The 17707-nt window shown below is 65.2% G+C and carries 18 protein-coding genes; 11 read left to right on the top strand and 7 right to left on the bottom strand.

Features of this window, described 5'->3' with window-relative positions; translation table 11 throughout:
* Positions 1–27 precede the first annotated feature (27 nt).
* The 6 genes from M2341_RS10980 (at position 28) to trxB (ending at position 5305) form a co-directional block, all read left to right on the top strand.
* A complete protein-coding gene (locus M2341_RS10980) occupies positions 28–1434 on the top strand; it encodes a circularly permuted type 2 ATP-grasp protein (protein WP_181559954.1) in 1407 nt (468 codons plus the stop codon).
* A gap of 64 nt (positions 1435–1498) precedes the next feature.
* Entirely contained in the window at positions 1499–2431 is a 933-nt protein-coding gene (locus M2341_RS10975) for an alpha-E domain-containing protein (RefSeq protein WP_181559953.1), read from the top strand.
* An 18-nt stretch (positions 2432–2449) separates the two neighbouring features.
* Positions 2450–3289 (top strand): transglutaminase family protein, encoded by an 840-nt coding sequence (locus M2341_RS10970; RefSeq protein WP_264585256.1) that lies wholly within the window; start codon positions 2450–2452, stop codon positions 3287–3289.
* A 43-nt stretch (positions 3290–3332) separates the two neighbouring features.
* On the top strand, positions 3333–4079 hold the full coding sequence (locus M2341_RS10965) for a peptidase (RefSeq protein ID WP_181559951.1): 747 nt from the start codon (positions 3333–3335) through the stop codon (positions 4077–4079).
* A 126-nt stretch (positions 4080–4205) separates the two neighbouring features.
* The gene (locus tag M2341_RS10960; protein WP_264573070.1) at positions 4206–4337 is read left to right on the top strand and encodes a hypothetical protein; all 132 of its coding nucleotides are present in this window, start codon (positions 4206–4208) and stop codon (positions 4335–4337) included.
* Positions 4334–5305 (top strand): thioredoxin-disulfide reductase, encoded by a 972-nt coding sequence (gene trxB / locus M2341_RS10955; protein ID WP_181559950.1) that lies wholly within the window; start codon positions 4334–4336, stop codon positions 5303–5305. Before M2341_RS10960 ends, trxB begins: the two co-directional genes overlap by 4 nt.
* A gap of 111 nt (positions 5306–5416) precedes the next feature.
* On the opposite strand, the gene M2341_RS10950 is transcribed toward trxB, so the two are convergent.
* Together M2341_RS10950 and M2341_RS10945 are read right to left on the bottom strand one after the other, a co-directional pair.
* A complete protein-coding gene (locus tag M2341_RS10950; protein ID WP_264570643.1) occupies positions 5417–5713 on the bottom strand; it encodes a hypothetical protein in 297 nt (98 codons plus the stop codon).
* A 183-nt stretch (positions 5714–5896) separates the two neighbouring features.
* Positions 5897–6202: a phosphopantetheine-binding protein gene (locus M2341_RS10945; RefSeq protein ID WP_264572267.1), complete on the bottom strand. Its 306-nt coding sequence runs from the start codon at positions 6200–6202 to the stop codon at positions 5897–5899.
* A gap of 143 nt (positions 6203–6345) precedes the next feature.
* Here M2341_RS10945 and M2341_RS10940 point away from each other — a divergent pair, with 143 nt between their 5' ends.
* Together M2341_RS10940 and M2341_RS10935 are read left to right on the top strand one after the other, a co-directional pair.
* The gene (locus M2341_RS10940; RefSeq protein WP_264585255.1) at positions 6346–7890 is read left to right on the top strand and encodes an acyl-CoA ligase (AMP-forming), exosortase A system-associated; all 1545 of its coding nucleotides are present in this window, start codon (positions 6346–6348) and stop codon (positions 7888–7890) included.
* On the top strand, positions 7887–9140 hold the full coding sequence (locus M2341_RS10935; protein ID WP_264585254.1) for a pyridoxal-dependent decarboxylase, exosortase A system-associated: 1254 nt from the start codon (positions 7887–7889) through the stop codon (positions 9138–9140). Before M2341_RS10940 ends, M2341_RS10935 begins: the two co-directional genes overlap by 4 nt.
* 6 nt (positions 9141–9146) lie before the next feature.
* Here M2341_RS10935 and M2341_RS10930 read toward each other — a convergent pair whose 3' ends face one another.
* The 3 genes from M2341_RS10930 to fmt form a co-directional block, all read right to left on the bottom strand.
* Positions 9147–9602, bottom strand: coding sequence for a hemerythrin domain-containing protein (locus tag M2341_RS10930; RefSeq protein ID WP_264585253.1), 456 nt, complete (start codon positions 9600–9602; stop codon positions 9147–9149).
* 79 nt (positions 9603–9681) lie between these two features.
* The gene (gene truA / locus M2341_RS10925) at positions 9682–10431 is read right to left on the bottom strand and encodes a tRNA pseudouridine(38-40) synthase TruA (RefSeq protein ID WP_264585252.1); all 750 of its coding nucleotides are present in this window, start codon (positions 10429–10431) and stop codon (positions 9682–9684) included.
* Positions 10428–11336, bottom strand: a complete 909-nt coding sequence (gene fmt / locus M2341_RS10920) for a methionyl-tRNA formyltransferase (protein ID WP_264586030.1) — start codon at positions 11334–11336, stop codon at positions 10428–10430. Before fmt ends, truA begins: the two co-directional genes overlap by 4 nt.
* 65 nt (positions 11337–11401) lie before the next feature.
* Here fmt and recR point away from each other — a divergent pair, with 65 nt between their 5' ends.
* Both recR and def read left to right on the top strand, forming a co-directional pair.
* Positions 11402–11998, top strand: coding sequence for a recombination mediator RecR (gene recR, locus M2341_RS10915; RefSeq protein WP_264575611.1), 597 nt, complete (start codon positions 11402–11404; stop codon positions 11996–11998).
* Positions 11999–12101: 103 nt separating this feature from the next.
* Complete coding sequence (def, locus tag M2341_RS10910; protein ID WP_264579111.1) at positions 12102–12632, top strand: peptide deformylase; 531 nt, start codon at positions 12102–12104, stop codon at positions 12630–12632.
* Positions 12633–12738: 106 nt separating this feature from the next.
* On the opposite strand, the gene M2341_RS10905 is transcribed toward def, so the two are convergent.
* Together M2341_RS10905 and gltX are read right to left on the bottom strand one after the other, a co-directional pair.
* Positions 12739–14025, bottom strand: coding sequence for a citrate synthase (locus M2341_RS10905; RefSeq protein WP_264570636.1), 1287 nt, complete (start codon positions 14023–14025; stop codon positions 12739–12741).
* Positions 14026–14043: 18 nt separating this feature from the next.
* The gene (gene gltX, locus M2341_RS10900) at positions 14044–15501 is read right to left on the bottom strand and encodes a glutamate--tRNA ligase (RefSeq protein ID WP_264585251.1); all 1458 of its coding nucleotides are present in this window, start codon (positions 15499–15501) and stop codon (positions 14044–14046) included.
* Positions 15502–15614: 113 nt separating this feature from the next.
* Here gltX and M2341_RS10895 point away from each other — a divergent pair, with 113 nt between their 5' ends.
* The gene (locus tag M2341_RS10895; protein WP_264585250.1) at positions 15615–17687 is read left to right on the top strand and encodes a ComEC/Rec2 family competence protein; all 2073 of its coding nucleotides are present in this window, start codon (positions 15615–15617) and stop codon (positions 17685–17687) included.
* The last annotated feature ends 20 nt before the right edge of the window (positions 17688–17707 follow it).

Below are 17707 nucleotides of genomic sequence, written 5' to 3'. Positions count from 1 at the left end.
CAATAAGATAGAGAAACGCATACGCTGATGACATGTTCCGAGATGCTGGGTGAGGCTGGAGACGTTCGCGATTGTTACGCGGTGGTTCAGCAATGGGTGGATGAGACCGGCATCGAGGGGTTGCACCGACGATTGAGCGAGGCGGAAGCGATCTTCCGGCGCATCGGCATCACCTTTGCTGTGTACGGGGAGGGCGGCGACCCAGAGCGGCTTATTCCCTTCGATCTGCTGCCGCGCATCTTCACCGCTGCGGAATGGGCGCGCCTGGAAGCCGGCATTCGCCAGCGCGCGGCGGCGCTCAATGCCTTCCTGCTCGACGTCTATAATCGCGGCGAAATCATCCGGGCCGGGATCGTGCCGGGCGACATCGTCTATCAGAACAAGGCCTACAAGCCGGAGATGGCCGGCTTCACCCCGCCGGGCAGGGTCTACAGCCATATCGTCGGCATCGACATCGTTCGCACCGGTCTCGATGATTTCATGGTGCTGGAGGATAATTGTCGCACGCCCTCGGGCGTCTCCTACATGCTGGAAAATCGCGAGATTATGACGCGGATGTTCCCGGAGCTGTTTGCCCGGCAGCGGGTTGCGCCGGTGGACGATTATCCGAGCCAGCTTCTGCGCTCGTTGCAGGAGGTGGCGCCGCCCGCCTGCAAGGGCGTGCCGCAGGTCGTGGTGCTTACCCCCGGTTCGTTCAACAGCGCTTATTATGAGCATAGCTATCTGGCCGACCTGATGGGCGTCGAGTTGGTCGAGCCGGCCGATCTCTTCGTGGAAGACGGGCTGGTCTTCATGCAGACCACGCGCGGCCCCCGCCGGGTGGATGTGATCTACCGGCGCATCGACGATGATTTCATCGATCCGCTCGCTTTCCGGCCCGATAGCCTGCTGGGCGTGCCGGGGCTGTTCAATGCTTATCGCGGCGGCGGCGTGACGCTCTGCTCCGCGCCGGGTGCGGGCATTGCGGATGACAAGGCGATCTACGTCTATGTGCCCGAGATGATCCGCTTCTATCTGGGCGAGACGGCGATCCTCCAGAATGTGCCGACCTGGCAATGTTCCAAGCCGGACGATTTCGCTTATGTGATGGACCATCTCCCCGAGCTGGTCGTGAAGGAAGTCCACGGCTCGGGCGGTTATGGGATGCTGATTGGCCCCAAGGCCAGCGCGAGCGAGATCGAGGCTTATGCCGGGCGGATCCGCGCCAATCCCTCCGAATTCATTGCGCAGCCGACGCTCGACCTTTCGGCCGCGCCCACACTCGGGCCGGTCGGGCTGGTACAGCGCCATGTCGATTTCCGGCCCTTCTGCCTTGTTGGCAAGGAGATCAGGCTGGTGCCGGGAGGCTTGACGCGGGTTGCGCTGGCGGAAGGATCGCTGGTGGTGAATTCAAGCCAGGGCGGCGGCGTCAAAGATACGTGGGTGCTCCGGTGAGGGGGGCTGAGATGATGCGCGAGGCCGCTTGCGGCATGCAGGTCCAACCAAAGGGAGGCCGCCCATGCTGAGCCGAACCGCCGAAAATCTGTTCTGGATGGCCCGCTACATGGAGCGCGCCGAAGCCACCGCGCGATTGCTCACCATGGGCCAGCGGATGACCATCCTGCCCGGCGCGACGATGCGCGACGAGTGGCGCTCGGTCGTGCAGGTCACCGAGTGCGAGGATGTGTTCGGCAAGGATGCTATTATCCGCGAGAGCGACATCGTCGAACATCTTATCCTGAATGCCGATAACCCTGCTTCCATCCGCGCCTGTCTCGCGCGGGCACGGCAGAACGGCAAGTCGGTGCGCACCGCGCTCACGCAGGAGATGTGGGAAGCGCTCAACGAGGGCTGGCGCAAGCTCGAAACCTATGGCGTCAACGATGCGCGCCGCGAGTTCGCCGAGATCATCGACTGGGTGAAGACCCGCGCGATGATCTTCCGGGGCGCCACCGAGAGCGGCCAGTTGCGCAACGAGGGGCACGATTTCCTGCGCGTGGGCGGCGCGCTGGAACGGGCGCAGATGACGTTGCGGTTGCTGGACGTCAAATATTACGTCCTGCTGCCGGAGACCGAAGTGGTCGGCGGCCACCGCGACCATTATCAATGGACTTCGGTGCTGCACGCGCTGTCGGGCAGCCGCGCCTATCACCATGTCTATGGCGGCTCCTACACGCCCGCGCAGATCACGGACTTCTTGATGCTCAACCGGCAGTTTCCGCGCAGCACGCTCTATTGCTTCGATCAGATCGCCTATCGGCTGCAGCGGCTGGCCAGTTGGCACGGCCAGCGCACGCCGGCCAATCTGCGCAGCGAGGAGATGGTGGAGACGCTCGCGCAGGCCAATAGCGGAGATATTTTCCGCCGGGGCTTGCACGAAACCGTCCAGAGCAAGATTGTCCAGTGCAACATGCTTGGGCACGAAATCGCACAAGCCTATCATTTCGGCTGAGCGGGAGGCGACCGGGCCATGCGGATCACGATCCGTCACGAGACTGTCTATCGGTATGAGGAGGAGGCTGGCGGCGTGGTCATGCGCCTGCGCCTGTTGCCCGCGACCAGCAATGCGCAAACCGTCGAGCAATGGACGGTTACGGTGAACGGCCAGCCCATCGAACGCTGGATCATCAACGGTTATGGCGATGCGGAGGCCGTGTGGCGCGCGCCCGGTCGCGTCGACAGCGTCACGATCCTGTCAGAAGGGACAGTGCGGACAGTCGATTGCGCCGGTGTGCTCAAGCCTGCCGATGGGGCAGTGCGGCCGCAGCTGTTCCTGCGCGCGACGCCGCTGACCGAGATCGACGCGGCGATTGCCGATCTGGCCCAGCGCGCGCGTCGGGAGGAGGGCGTGCTCGCCAGCCTGCACGCCCTCTCCGACCTGGTGCACGAGGAGATCGAATATCGATCCGGCAGCACGAGCATGGAAACCACGGCCGCGCAGGCCTTTGCCCAGAAATCGGGGGTGTGCCAGGATCAGGCGCATGTCTTCATTGCGGCGGCCCGCAGCCTGTTGATCCCGGCCCGCTATGTGGTCGGCTATCTGCGGGACGACGAGCGGCCGGATAGCGACCATGAGCCCCATGCCTGGGCGGAAGCCTGGGTAGAGGGGCTAGGCTGGATCGGGTTCGATATTACCCTGGGCCTCTGCCCGGTGGAGGGGCATGTGCGCCTGTGCTGTGGCCTTGATGCCGCAGATGCCGCGCCGATTCGGGGCGTGATGATCGCAGGGGGCGAAACCGCATTGTCGCACGACGTGCAGATTGCCAGTCTGCCATCTGAGGATACCGCACAATCCCAGACGCAACAGTGAGTCGGGCGGGCGGCTCAATGCGGGCATGAAAAAGGGGCATAAAATGACGTATTGCGTGGCATTGCGGGTCGAGGCCGGCCTGGTGATGCTCTCTGACACGCGGACCAATGCCGGGCTCGACAATATCGGCATGTTCCGCAAGACCTTCACTTATGAGCGCCCCGGCGAGCGGGCGATTGCGCTGCTGTGTTCCGGAAGCCTTTCGGTCACGCAGGAAGTGCGCACCAAGCTTTCCCGCGCCATGAAGGACGCGGTCGACAATCCCGAGGTCGAGACCCTGCTGAACTGCGCCACCATGCACCGCGCCGCCCATCTGGTCGGCGAGGCGATGAAAGCGGTTCAGAAGGAAATGCGAGAGGGGATGAGCGGCACCAGCCCCTCACTGAGTGCCAGCATCCTGCTGTGCGGGCAGCGCAAGGGCGGCAAGCCCCGCCTGTACCTGGTCTACTCGCAAGGCAATTTCATCGAAGCGACGGCGGACACGCCCTTCTTCCAGATCGGCGAGCACAAATATGGCAAGCCGATCCTCGACCGGATGATCAAGCCGACCACGTCGCTGTCGGATGCTGCCAAGGCGGTATGCGTCTCCATGGATTCGACGCTGCGCTCCAACCTGTCGGTCGGAATGCCGCTCGACCTGAGCATCATCCCGCGCGATCAGTATGAGTTCAGCGTCCGTCGCAGGATCGAAGCGGACGACCCGGAATTCTCGACCATTTCCCGGCAATGGGGCGAGGTGCTGAAGTCCGGCTTCGATTCGCTGCCCTCGATGATCGGCGCGGGATCCTGAAGACTTTAGCCCCTCCTCTTCAGAGGAGGGGTTGGGGTGGTGCAGCAACGCTTCTGTTATCCACCGCGGGTGTGATGCTGGCGCATCGCCACCACCCCCGGCCCCTCCTCTAAAGAGGAGGGGAGGTTGGAAAAGCCCAACCTCGTCGCCCAAGCATTGAGTTCCGCGTCGCACACCCTAAATGCGAATGACAATCGCCACCCCGTGCTGGCGCATAAACAACCCTATCTGTCCGCGAAGGAAGACATCGACCCATGACCGCCACGCACAGTTCGCGCATGATCATTCTCGGTTCCGGGCCGGCCGGTCTTTCGGCCGCCATCTACGCCGCGCGCGCCGGCATGGCGCCGATTGTCGTGCAGGGGATGCAGCCGGGCGGTCAGCTGACCATCACCACCGATGTCGAGAATTATCCCGGCTTCCGCGAGGTCATTCAGGGCCCGTGGCTGATGGAAGAGATGCAGGCGCAGGCCGAGCATGTCGGTACGCAGATGATGTACGACCAGATCGTCGACGTCGACCTCAGCAAGCGCCCGTTCAAGCTGACTGGCGACGGCGGCACCGAATATTATGGCGACACGTTGGTCATCGCGACCGGCGCGCAGGCCAAGTGGCTGGGGCTGGAGAGCGAGCATCTGCTGCAGGGCAAGGGCGTCTCGGCCTGCGCCACGTGCGATGGCTTTTTCTATCGCGGCAAGAAGGTGGTGGTGATCGGCGGCGGCAACACCGCAGTCGAAGAAGCGCTGTACCTCACCAATCACAGCCATGATGTGACGCTGATCCACCGCCGCGACAGTCTGCGCGCGGAAAAAATCCTGCAGGATCGCCTGTTCGCCCATCCCAACATCAAGGTGGTGTGGAACAAGGCCGTCGAGCGGTTTGTCGGCGGTGGCGATCCGGAAGGTCTCGTCGGTGTCGATCTGATCGATACCGAGACGGGCGAGAAGAGCCATATCGAGACGGACGGCGCGTTCGTCGCCATCGGGCACAAGCCGGCAACCGAGCTGTTCGAGGGCAAGCTGCCGCTCGATGAAGGCTATCTGGTCGTCGAGAAAGGCACGAGCCGTACCAGCATTCCGGGCGTGTTCGCGGCCGGCGACGTGACGGACAAGATCTACCGTCAGGCGGTGACGGCGGCCGGCATGGGCTGCATGGCGGCGCTAGATGCCGAGCGGTTCCTCGCGGAAGCCGACTTTGAATCTCAGCGCGAGCATGTGCCGGCCTGAGCGCGGCATCACGGTGAACTAGAATGTGAAAAGCCGGGCGACCGCGAAGGTCTGCCCGGCTTTCCTTTGTACTGAGCCTGAGCGCGAGCCCAGACGGGTCACGTGTCGCGATTAGCGCGAGGCAACCTTGGTCAGCGGCGTCTCATTCAGCAGGACCGCATCCTTCACGCGGAAGGATACCGGCATGCCGTTGGCGCTGCCGATCACGCGGCCCTTGGCGACGGTGAGACGGAAGGTCGAGCCGGGCGTTGCGCGGCCCTCGATCACCCGGCGGCTGTCGCCGAGTTCGGTGACGGTGTAGGTGTAGCTGACGCCTTCATGCGTGAAGGTCTTCTCAGCCTCTTTCGCGTGGCCGGGTGTGACGACGGCAAACGAAAGCAGTGCGGCGGCAAAAAAAGCATTTTTCACGAACAGTCTCCTTTGTCAGTTGCAAAAGAGCCTTGCTCGGCATCCCATGTTCTTCCGTGGTCATAGTGCTGCGCTGCACCATGGCTCACAAACGCAAAAAGCGGCGGAGCGATTGCATTTGATGCAAACCGATGACGCGGTGCAGCGCTACGTGCGAAAAGCGGATACGGAGGAGTACGCCTGTCAGGCGGCGCGGCTGTCCAGCTTGCGGCTCAGCATGGCGGCCAGACTGCCGAATGTCTCGAAGCTGTCCATATCCACATCATCATCATCGATGACGATATCGAGCCGATCCTCAAGATCGGTCAGCAAGGTGGCGACAGCCATGGAATCCAGTTCCGGCAGCGACCCGAACAGACCCGTGTCGGCGTCGAACAGATCGACACGCTGCGGGGAGAGCCCGAGCACATCCACGAGCGATGCGCGCAACGCATCGCTGGCCGCGCTGTTGGAGGCGCCATTGCCCTCTCGATCCTGGCTCGTCTGCATCATCCGGCCCCTAGCGGGTCGATATCATTTTGGAAAGCATGGCGATGCGGGGCCGGGCCGATCTTGCCCGACTGTTGCGGCCGATCCACGTTCGCCACGTGCGCGCCTATTCATGCCTTGAAAGAACGTGATATGGGCGGAGGATGCCACCGCCCCTCGACCATCTGACGCAGCAGGGCGAGCCGACTGCCATTGCTCTGGCGGGCAAGTTCGGCGCGATCGATTATGCGACGATGGAGCAGTTGGTGGGGCGGCTCGCGCACCTGCTCGCCGCGCGTCTCGACGGGGCAGGCGCGCCCGCCGGCAGTCGGGTGGCGGCGTGGCTGCCCAAGGGCCTTCTGGCAGCGCTGCTGCCCCTGGCCGTGGTGCGGGCCGGGCATGTCTATGTGCCGATCAATCCGCTGCTCAAGCGTGCGCAGGTTGCCCATATCGTGCGGGATAGTGGCGCGGCGATGCTGATCTCACAGCCCGCGCGGCTGGGGACGCTGGAGCCGGGCGATATGGCCGAGGCTGTGGCAGGCGTGGAAGAGGCCGCGCTGCTCGGAGTGATTGAAGATGCGGACGCCGAGACGTTGCCGCCCGGCACGGGACGCCCCGACGATCTGGCCGAGATTCTCTACACATCGGGTTCGACCGGGAGGCCCAAGGGCGTAATGCTCAGCCACGCCAATCTGATGATTGGCGCGCGGTCAGTGGCCGGCTACCTCGGTCTCGACGCGACGGACCGTACCCTCGCGCTCCTGCCGCTCAGCTTTGACTATGGGCAGAACCAACTGCTCTCGACATGGTGGGCCGGCGGATGCGTGGTGCCGCTCGATTATCTGCTGCCGCGGGAGGTCGCGAAAGTCGCAGCTCGGCACGCCATCACGACGCTGGCCGGCGTCCCGCCGCTCTGGGTGCAATTGACCGAGATCGACTGGCCACCAGAGGCGCGCGATGCCTTGCGCCGTCTCACCAACAGCGGCGGCGCGCTCACCCGTCCGTTGATCGCCCGCCTGCGCGAGGCGTTTCCCGGTGTGGACGTGTTCGCCATGTATGGGCTGACCGAGGCGTTTCGCTCCACCTATCTCCCTCCCGACCTTCTGGATCGCCACCCTGACAGTATCGGGCAGGCGATACCGGACGCGGAAGTGCTCGTCGTGCGGGCAGATGGCACTTTGACCGACGATGATGAGCCCGGCGAACTGGTTCACAGTGGCCCGCTGGTGGCGCAAGGCTATTGGCACGATGCGGCACGGACGGCGGAGCGCTTCCGCCCGGCGCCGGCTGCCTCCGCTTATGGCGGCGTGGCGGTGTGGTCCGGCGACACCGTGGTGCGCGATGGCGAGGGCTTGCTGCGCTTCGTCGGCCGGGACGACGCGATGATCAAGAGCGCCGGCAATCGCATCAGCCCCAGCGAGGTCGAGGAGGCGGCGGTGGCCGTCGCGGGCGTGGCCGAAGCATGTGCGCTTGGTCGCGCGGATGAGCGCCTTGGCCAAGCCATCGTGCTGTTCGTGCGGGCGGAAGCGGCATTATGCGAGACCGATCGCGACGCGCTCGGCGAGCGTCTGTCCGCGCAGTTGCGGCAGACGCTGCCCAATTTCATGCAACCGGCGGAGATCAGGATTTTGTCGCAGATGCCGCGTAACCCCAATGGCAAGATCGACCGCGTGGCGCTCGCCGCGCTGGCCGGGGAGGGCGGCGCATGACGCCCCTTAAGCCCAAGCCGATGGGGCCGATCCCGCCCGGTTATGAGAGTGAGGGCGGCATGCTGCTGGTCGGCGGACAGGGCGTGGCCGCGCTGATCGATCAGGTCGGGGAGACGCCGGCCTTTCTCTATGACGCCGGCAAGCTCCGCCAGCGCGTGGCGGCTCTGCGGGCGGCCATGCCGGCCGGGGTCGACCTTCATTATGCGATGAAGGCCAATCCCTTCGCGCCGCTTCTCTCACTCATGGCGGGGCTGGTGGACGGGTTCGACATTGCCTCCGCCGGAGAACTGGAGATGGCGCGGGTAGCCGGGATGGCCGGCAGCCGGATCAGCTTCGCGGGGCCGGGCAAGACCGACCGGGAGCTTGTCGATGCCCTTGCGGCGGGCGTGACGATCAACCTGGAGTCGGAAGGCGAGGCTGAGCGCACACTCGCGCTGGCTGCACGCGCCAATGTCCGGCCCCGGCTCGCGGTGCGCGTCAATCCCGATTTCGAGTTGAAAGGCTCGGGCATGCGGATGGGCGGCGGCGCGCGGCCCTTCGGCGTGGATGCCGATCGTGCGGCCGCACTGACCCGCCACCTGATCGCCGCAGGAGCGGAATGGCGCGGCTGGCATGTCTTTGCTGGCTCGCAGTCGCTGGATGCGCAGGCCATCGTTGCGGCCCAGTCGGCCACCATGGAGCTTGTCGCGCGCTTGTCGGAGGAGGTGGGGCTAAGCCCGCCGCTGGTCAATCTCGGCGGCGGCTTCGGGGTGCCCTATTTCCCCGGTGACTTGCCGCTCGACATCTCCGTCATCGGCGACGGGCTGAACCGTCTGCTGGCCGACCGCCCCGCCATCCTGCGCGAGAGCCGGTTCGCGCTCGAGTTGGGACGCTTCTTGGTGGCGGAGGCCGGCATCTATCTCAGCCGCGTGATCGACGTGAAGCAAAGCCGCGGCGAGACTTTCGTCGTGGTGGATGGCGGCCTGCACCATCAGCTTGCGGCCAGCGGCAATTTCGGCACCGTGGTCCGCCGCAATTACCCGATAGCGCTGGCAAACCGCTTCGATGAGCCGCCGGCGAGCGAGCCGGTCCATGTGGTCGGGTGCCTCTGCACGCCACTGGATCGGCTCGGCGATGCCGTGATGCTCCCGCCTGTCGCGGTCGGCGATCTCGTCGCGCTGTTCATGGCCGGCGCTTATGGCGCGAGTGCGAGTCCGGCGGCCTTCTTGGGCCATGCCCCGGCCGCAGAGTTGCTGGTCGAAGAGGATTGATGCGCGTCAGGCGGCTGATGCCTGATCGGGCGCAATCCCGATCCCACTCAGGCCCTGCGACTCCAGATAGGCCGGATAGAGCATCTGCTCTTCCCGCTGGATGCGGTCGACCAGAGCCTCCAGCGCGGGCCTGAGGGCGGCGCGAAAGGCTTCGGGTTCCTGGAAAATCCGACAGTCCGGCCAGGCCTTCATCAGATCGGCCCATAGATCCCCCAGATGGCCGGTCTCCGCGTGATATTGCGAGGCGAGCGTGGCGATCCTGCCGTTGCCGCTTGCGCGCAGGGCCGGATAGACGTGCTTATCCTCCTTGGCCAGATGGCGGATCAAGATGCGGTTCAACTTGCTGCGCAGCGCGATCAGTTCGCCAACCTCTGCGCCGGATCGCTGCGTCGCCGGGCTCGTAACTTGGTGGCACAGCTCGAGCAGCGCCATATGTTCAGCCTGAAGATACCCCAATTCCATGTCTTAGCCTGCCTCGCGACACCGCTCGCATGTCCATCTGAGCATCCAGTCTGCGCCCGGGAGCTTTAACAATGTGTTGTCAGGCGGTTAGGGGATAGTCCGCCGCAATGAAATAAAGGCCGTCCGGCGGGGCGTTGTGCCCCAGCGCGGCGCGATTGCGCGCGTCCAGCGCCGCCTTGAGGTCGTCGGGTGACCATGTGCCCGTGCCGACCAAGGCAAGGCAGCCCACCATCGAGCGGACCTGATGATGAAGGAAGCTGCGGGCCTTGGCGTGAACGGTGATGCGCTCGCCGACGCGCACGACATCAAGCCGGGCGAGGGTGCGATGGGGGCTATCCGCCTGACATTGCGCGGAGCGGAAGGTGGTGAAATCATGCCGGCCGACCAGTGCCTGCGCGGCCTCGTGCATCCGCTCGGCATCCAGCACTTGCGGCACACGCCAGACAAGGCCGCTCTCGAAGGTGAGCGGCGCGCGGCGGTTAAGGATGCGATACTCATAGGCGCGCGCGACGCAGGAGAAGCGCGCGTGCCAATCCTCCGGCACGATTTCGCAGGTCAGAATGGCGATCGGCTCGGGCCGTAGATGGGCATTGAGCGCTTCCATCAGGCGAAAAGGCGTGATCGCCTTGTCCAGATCGACATGCGCCCGCATGCCGAGGGCATGAACGCCTGCGTCGGTGCGCCCGGCGCAATGGACGATCGGCGCGCCGCCGGCGATGCGGCCCAGCGCCTCCTCGATGCATTGCTGCACGCTCGGGCCATGGGCCTGGCGCTGCCAGCCCATATAGGGTCGCCCGTCATATTCGACCGTGAAAGCGAAGCGGGTCATTCCAAAAGCGTGCCGGCCGGAATGGCAGTGCCACGCAGCAGATCGGCGGTTGCCATGGCGCCCTTGCCGGCGCGCTGGATGAGGGTGGGGCGCAGCGAGCCCTGCTCGCCGCACCCGATCAGCAGACCCGCGTCGAGCACGGTTCCCGCGGGGCCGGGCTGAGAATCGACTGAGGCAGCCAGAACCTTGTAGCGCTCGCCCTTGTGCGCGAACCATGCGCCCGGCGCGGGATTGAAGGCGCGAACCTGCCGTTCGGCCGCGACCGGCCCGGCAGTGAAATCGAGGTGGCTCTCCGCCTTGTCGATCTTGGCCGCATAGGTCACCCCATCCTCGGGTTGGACGATCGGCGGATAGGCCCCGATCTGATCGAGGACCTTGACCATCAACGCGGCGCCGGCATGCGCCAGCTCCTCGGTCAGCGCGCCGGCGGTCTTGCCGTCCACGGGCGTGCTGACCTTTGCCAGCATCGGCCCGGTGTCGAGACCCTTGGCCATCGCCATGATGGTGACGCCGGTACGCTCGTCGCCGGCGAGGATGGCACGCTGGATCGGTGCCGCGCCGCGCCAGCTGGGGAGCAGGGAGGCGTGGACGTTGAGGCTGCCGAGGCGCGGGGCGTGGAGGACCGGGATCGGCAGGATCAGCCCGTAGGCGGCGACCACGGCGACGTCCGCCTCGAAAGCGTCGAAGACCTCCTGTTCGGCCGCGTCATTCAGGGAAAGGGGCGTCCGCACCGGCAGGCCTAGCGCCTCCGCTCTGGCTTGCACCGGGCTCGGGCGAGGCGCCTTGCCGCGACCTGCCGGACGTGGTGGCTGCGTATACACCGCCACCACGGAATGACCGGCATCAATCAACGCATCGAGCGTCGGCACCGCGAAATCCGGCGTTCCCATGAAGACGATCCGCAAAGGCTCTTTCATGCGGCCCTCTGAAACGCTTGTATCATCGCAGCGCAAGCCCTTATTTGGCGGTCATGTCCTCGCCAGAGATCGACGCGCTCACGCAGGCGCTTGCCCGGCTGCCCGGCCTTGGCCCCCGTTCGGCGCGGCGGGCGGTGCTGCATCTGCTGCAGCGGCGCGATGCGGCGATGGTGCCGCTGCTGCGCGCGCTGGAAAGCGTGAGCGAGCGGATGGTTCATTGTTCGGTCTGCGGCAATGTCGATACCATCGATCCCTGCGCCATTTGCGCCGATCCCCGCCGCGATGCCCGCGCTTTGTGCGTGGTGGAGGATGTGGCGGATCTCTGGGCGCTGGAAAAGTCGCGCCTGTTCCCGGGACGGTTCCATGTGCTGGGCGGGCGGCTCTCCGCGCTGGATGGCGTGCGGCCCGAAGACCTTTCGATCGCCAGCCTTGTCCAACGCGTCGCCGATGGCGGCATCGATGAAGTCGTGCTGGCGATGAACGCCACGCTGGAGGGGCAGACGACGGCCCATTACATCGCGGAGCGGCTGGAGGCCTATCCGGTGCGGCTGACACAACTGGCTCATGGCGTGCCCGTCGGGGGCGAACTCGATTATCTTGATGAGGGCACGCTGGCGCAGGCGCTGCGGGCGCGGCGGCCGATTGGTTGAGGGGCGGATACGCGGGCAGATCCTGCCGCGTTCGATCAGCCTGATCGGAACAAAGCGTTAACAACGGCTTGATCTCGCGCCTTGGCTTTCATATCTGGACAGCATGGCCATTAGACCGATCCTTGAGACCCCGGACCCGATTCTGCGGACGATTTCGACGCCCGTCGAGGCGATCGACGATGATTTGCAGACGCTGATCGATGACATGTTCGACACCATGTACGATGCGCCGGGCATTGGGCTGGCGGCCATTCAGGTCGGCGTGCCCAAGCGGGTGCTGGTGATCGATCTGCAGGAGCCCGAGTCCGAGGAGGAAGGTGCCCCGCCGGTCAAGAATCCGCTGGTATTCATCAATCCGGAGATCCTTGATGGCTCCCCGGAAAGCTCGGTCTACAACGAGGGCTGCCTCTCCGTGCCGGACCAATATGCCGAGGTCGAGCGGCCAGCGCGCATCCGCGCCAGCTGGATGGATCGGCAGGGGCGGATTCATGAGGAAGAGCTGGAAGGGCTGCTCGCGACCTGCCTGCAGCACGAGATGGACCATCTCGAAGGCATTCTGTTCATCGACCATCTGTCTCGCCTGAAGCGGGACATGCTGCTCAAGAAGCTTGCCAAGACCCGCAAAGCCGCCTGAGCTTCCGCGCCCATTGCGGCGCGGCTTGGTTTTCGAAATTGACCGGCAAGAAAAAGGGGCGCTTCGGGCGCCCCTTTTTCTAATCCATGAATAAGCCAGCTGAGGCTCAGCGCTTGTCCATCGGGACATAATCGCGCTGCGTCGGGCCGGTGTAGAGCTGACGCGGACGGCCGATCTTCTGCTCTGGGTCCGAGATCATCTCGTTCCACTGCGCGACCCAGCCGACGGTGCGGGCAAGGGCGAAGAGCACCGTGAACATGTCCGTCGGGAAGCCGATCGCCGACAGGATCACGCCCGAGTAGAAGTCCACATTCGGGTAGAGCTTCTTCTCGATGAAATATTCGTCGTGCAGTGCGATCTGCTCCAGCTCGCGGGCGACGTCGAAGATGGGGTCGCTGACGCCCAGCTTGTCCAGCACTTCCTTGGCGGTCGCCTGCATCACTTTCGCGCGCGGATCGTAGTTCTTGTACACCCGGTGGCCGAAGCCCATCAGGCGGAACGGATCGTCCTTGTTCTTGGCGCGGGCGATGTAGGACGGGATGCGATCTACGGTGCCGATCTCGCGGAGCATGTTGAGCGCCGCTTCGTTGGCGCCGCCATGCGCCGGACCCCACAGGCAGGCGATGCCCGCTGCGATGCACGCAAACGGATTGGCGCCCGAGGAACCGGCGAGGCGCACGGTCGAGGTGGAGGCGTTCTGCTCGTGGTCGGCATGCAGGATGAAGATCTTGTCCATCGCCGCTTCGACGACGGGATCGACCACATACTCCTCGGCGGGCACTGAGAAGGTCATGCGCAGGAAGTTGCCGGTGTAGCTCAGGTCATTGCTCGGATAGACGAAAGGCTGACCGACCGAATATTTGTAGGCCATGGCCGCGAGCGTCGGCATCTTGGCGATCAGGCGATGGCTCGCGATCATCCGCTGGTGCGGATCGGTGATGTCCGTGGAGTCGTGGTAGAAGGCGGACAGCGCGCCGACCACGCCGCACATGATCGCCATGGGGTGGGCATCGCGACGGAAGCCGCGGAAGAAGGTGGAGAGCTGCTCGTGCACCATCGTGTGGCGCGTGATCGTCCGCTCGAACAGCTCGAACTCGTCCTTCGAGGGGAGCGAGCCGCGCAGCAGCAGATAGGCTACTTCCATGAAGCTCGACTGCTCCGCGAGCTGATCGATGGGATAGCCGCGGTGAAGGAGCACGCCCTCATCACCATCGATATAGGTCAGTGCCGAGTCGCAGCTCGCTGTCGAGGTGAAGCCGGGATCATATGTGAACATGCCCGTCTGGGCATAGAGCTTGCGAATGTCGATGACCTTGGGGCCGACGGAACCTTCGACGACCTTACATTCGAGATCCTTGCCCTCGACGGTCATTTTGACTGTGCTGTCGCTCATTCCTTCACCCCTTATTGCTCAAATTTGCGGCCCGGACCCGGAAGCCTGGAGGAGTCCGGCCTGATCCTGCAGGCGGCCCAAGGTTTCGTCCCGACCAAGATGGAGTAGCACGTCGAAGATACCGGGCGACGTCGTCCGTCCCGTTAAAGCAACGCGCAGTGGCTGTGCAATCTTTCCAAGGCCAAGGCCAGCCTCTTCCGCGATCGCGCGGATGGCCGCCTCAAGCGACTCAAGTGACCAGTCGGGCAGCGCCCGCAGCCGCTCGACCACCGTGCCGAGCAGAGCTCGGGCATTCTCGTCGAGCAGCTTGGCGGCAGCCTCTTCGACCGCGAGCGGCCGTTTGGCAAACAGGAACGCGGCGCCGTCGGTCAGCTCCAGCAGCGTCTTGGCGCGGGGCTTGAGCGCGGGCATGATCGCCGCAAGCTGGTGCAGCCGGGCCTGGGCCGCGGCATCGTCGTCCAGCGGATCCATCCGCTCGGCGACGAGCAGAGCGAGGCGACCATCATCGGCCTCGCGAATGTAGTGGCCGTTCAGATTTTCGAGCTTCTTGAGGTCGAATCGCGACGGCGAGCGACCCACGCCCGGCAGATCGAACCATTCGACGGCCTGCTCGCGGCTGATGATCTCATCATCGCCATGGCCCCAGCCGAGTCGCAGCAGATAGTTGTTCACCGCCTCGGGCAGCATGCCCAGCTCGTCACGATAGGCATCGACGCCCATGGCGCCATGCCGCTTGGAGAGCTTGGCGCCATCCTGCCCGTGAATCAGCGGGATGTGCGCATAGACCGGCTCGGGCCAGCCCATCGCGCGGATGATGCCGAGCTGGCGGAAGGCGTTGTTGAGATGGTCATCGCCACGGATCACATGAGTGACGCCCATGTCATGATCGTCCACGACGACGGCCAGCATATAGGTGGGCGTGCCGTCCGAGCGGAGCAGGATCATGTCGTCCAGCTCGGCATTCTGCACGACCACACGGCCCTGCACGGCATCTTCGATGACGGTTTCGCCCTCGCGGGCCGCCTTCAGGCGAATGACATAGGGGGCATCGCCGCCTTCGGAGGGATCGCGGTCGCGCCAGCGCCCGTCGTAGCGCATCGGCTGACGCGCGGCGCGTTGCTGCTCGCGTAGGGCTGCCAGCTCTTCGGGAGTCGCGAAGCATTTATAGGCATGGCCGGCGTCGAGCAGGGCGTTGGCGACCTCGGCATGGCGTGCCGCACGCGCGAACTGGAAGACCGGTTCGTCATCGCCTGCAAGGCCCAGCCAGCTCAAGCCGTCGAAGATCGCCTCGATCGCGGATTCGGTCGAGCGGGCGCGGTCGGTATCCTCGACGCGCAGTAGGAACTTGCCGCCGTGGTGACGGGCGAAAAGATAGTTGAACAGCGCCGTGCGTGCGCCGCCAATGTGGAGATATCCCGTAGGCGAGGGGGCAAAGCGGGTGACGACCGTGCCTGTTTGTTTCCGTCCTTCTGCCACGCTATGCCTGCTTTTCCCTTATGTCGCGGGTGGGTTTCCTAGTGAACGAGAATGCCCCTAGCACGCCTTTTCCGGCTCGACAAATACCGTTGTTGCGCCGCAGCAGTGTCTGGTTGGGACGGCTTCATGCGTGGACGGAATCGGTGCTGGAGGCCGAGCGGGCGCAGCTACCGCTGTGGGTGCCGATCCTGCTGGGCGCCGGGATCATCGCCTGGTTCACCTTGCCTGCGCCACCGCAGTGGATGGCGTGGATCGCCTTCTGGCTGGGCGTCGCCGCCGCCTTTGGCGCCGTGGGGCGCGGAGGACGCTTGCCCGCTGCGCTCGCCGTTGGCGCGGTGCTGCTGGCGGCGGGCTGTCTGCTGATCTGGGCCAAGGCCCTGCTCGTCGCGCAGCCGCCGCTCGCGCGTGCTGCCGTGGTGGAGATGGAGGCCCGCGTCCTCACGGCGACGCCTTTGGCTGCGCGAGGGCTGGTGCGGCTGGAGGTCGCGCCGCTGTCCCGTCCCGATCTGCCGGCGCGGGTCCGCATCAACGCGGCGCCCGTTCAGATGGGCGAAGAGATTGCCGCTGGCGACCGCATTGCCCTACGCGCGCGGCTGATGCCGCCTGCACCGGCTGCCCTGCCGGGCGCTTATGATTTTGCGCGGACGGCCTATTTCTCCGGTCTCGGCGCTACCGGGCGGGCGCTCGACAAAGTGCAGCGCCTCGATGCGGCACCCCCTGGCGGGGATGCGCGCGCGACTCTCGCCCACCACATCGCCGCGCGGTTGCCGGGACCGGAAGGGACGATCGCGATCACGCTCGCCACGGGCAATCAGAACTGGATCAGCGAGGCGGATGCGGACGCGATGCGGCGCAGCGGGCTTGCCCATCTGCTCTCGATCAGTGGCTTGCACGTCTCCGCGCTGATCGGCGGCGTGATTCTCATCATGGTCAGTCTGCTTGCGCTGTCGCCGGCCCTCGCGCTGCGCTGGCCGGTGCTGATGATCGCCGCCTGCGTGGGCGGCGCGGCGGGCATCGGATACACTGTGTTCACCGGGGCGCAGGTGCCGACGATCCGCTCCTGCATTGCCGCTCTGCTGGTGATCGCGGGCATGGCTCTGGGCCGCGAGGCAATCGGGCTGCGCTTGATCGCGACCGGCGCGCTGATCGTGATGATCTTTTGGCCCGAGGCTGTCATCGGCCCCAGCTTCCAGATGAGCTTCATGGCCGTGACCGCAATCGTGGCGCTTTACGAATATCCCCCCGCACGGCGGCTGTTCGAGCGACGCGATGAGGGGCGGATAAAGCGCTGGACCCGCAGCCTCGGCGCCTTGCTGGCGACCGGGCTGCTGGTCGAGCTGGTGCTGACGCCGATTGCCTTTGCCCATTTTCATCGCTCGGGCCTGCTTGGCGCGGCGGCCAATATGATCGCCATTCCGCTCACAAGTTTCGTGGTGATGCCGGCTGAGGTGCTCGCGCTGGTGCTCGACGCTGTGGGGCTGGGGGCGCCGGTCTGGTGGGTGGTCGGTGTGGCGCTCAAGTTCCTGCTGTGGATTGCGCATACTGTCGCCAGTCAGCCCTTTGCGACGCTATCGCTGCCCGTCTCCAGCGGACTGGCCTTTGCGCTCGCCATGATCGGCCTCTTGTGGCTGATGCTCTGGCACACGGCGCTGCGTTGGTGGGGCCTGCCTCTGACGGCGCTAGGCTTTTTCCTGACATTTCTGGCACCGTCCGCCGACGTGCTCGTCACCGCCGACGGCCATCATGTGGCGGTGCGCCTGCGCGATGGGCGCATGGCACTGCTGCGGGACCGAAGCGGGGACTATGTTCGCACGACTCTGGCTGAAGCGAGCGCCTATGACGGTGAGTTTGCGTCCCTCGCGCAGGCGCCGGACACGCGATGCACGCGGGACATGTGCGCGATGACATTGCCGGGCCGTGCTGACCAGCCGCCGGTTCACCTGCTGATCAGTCGCTCGCGCCTGCTTGTTCCCTATCCCGAGCTGGTGGCCGCCTGCGCACAGGCTGATCTGGTGATCGCGGACCGGCGCCTCCCACCCGGATGTGTGCCGCGCTGGGCAAAGCTGGATCGGCCAGCGCTGAGCGCTATGGGCGGCGCACTGATCCTGCTCGACAGTCGAGAGATCGTGGCGGGCCACGATCCGCGCAGCCGCCATCCCTGGATCGTGGGTACCGGCTCGCGCTAGAGCCGGCGTCCCATATAGCC

The sequence above is a fragment of the Sphingobium sp. B7D2B genome (genome assembly GCF_025961895.1).
Classification (GTDB): Bacteria; Pseudomonadota; Alphaproteobacteria; order Sphingomonadales; family Sphingomonadaceae; genus Sphingobium.
Note: the sequence above shows the minus strand (reverse complement) of the source record. Positions and strands in the feature narration are given on the sequence as shown.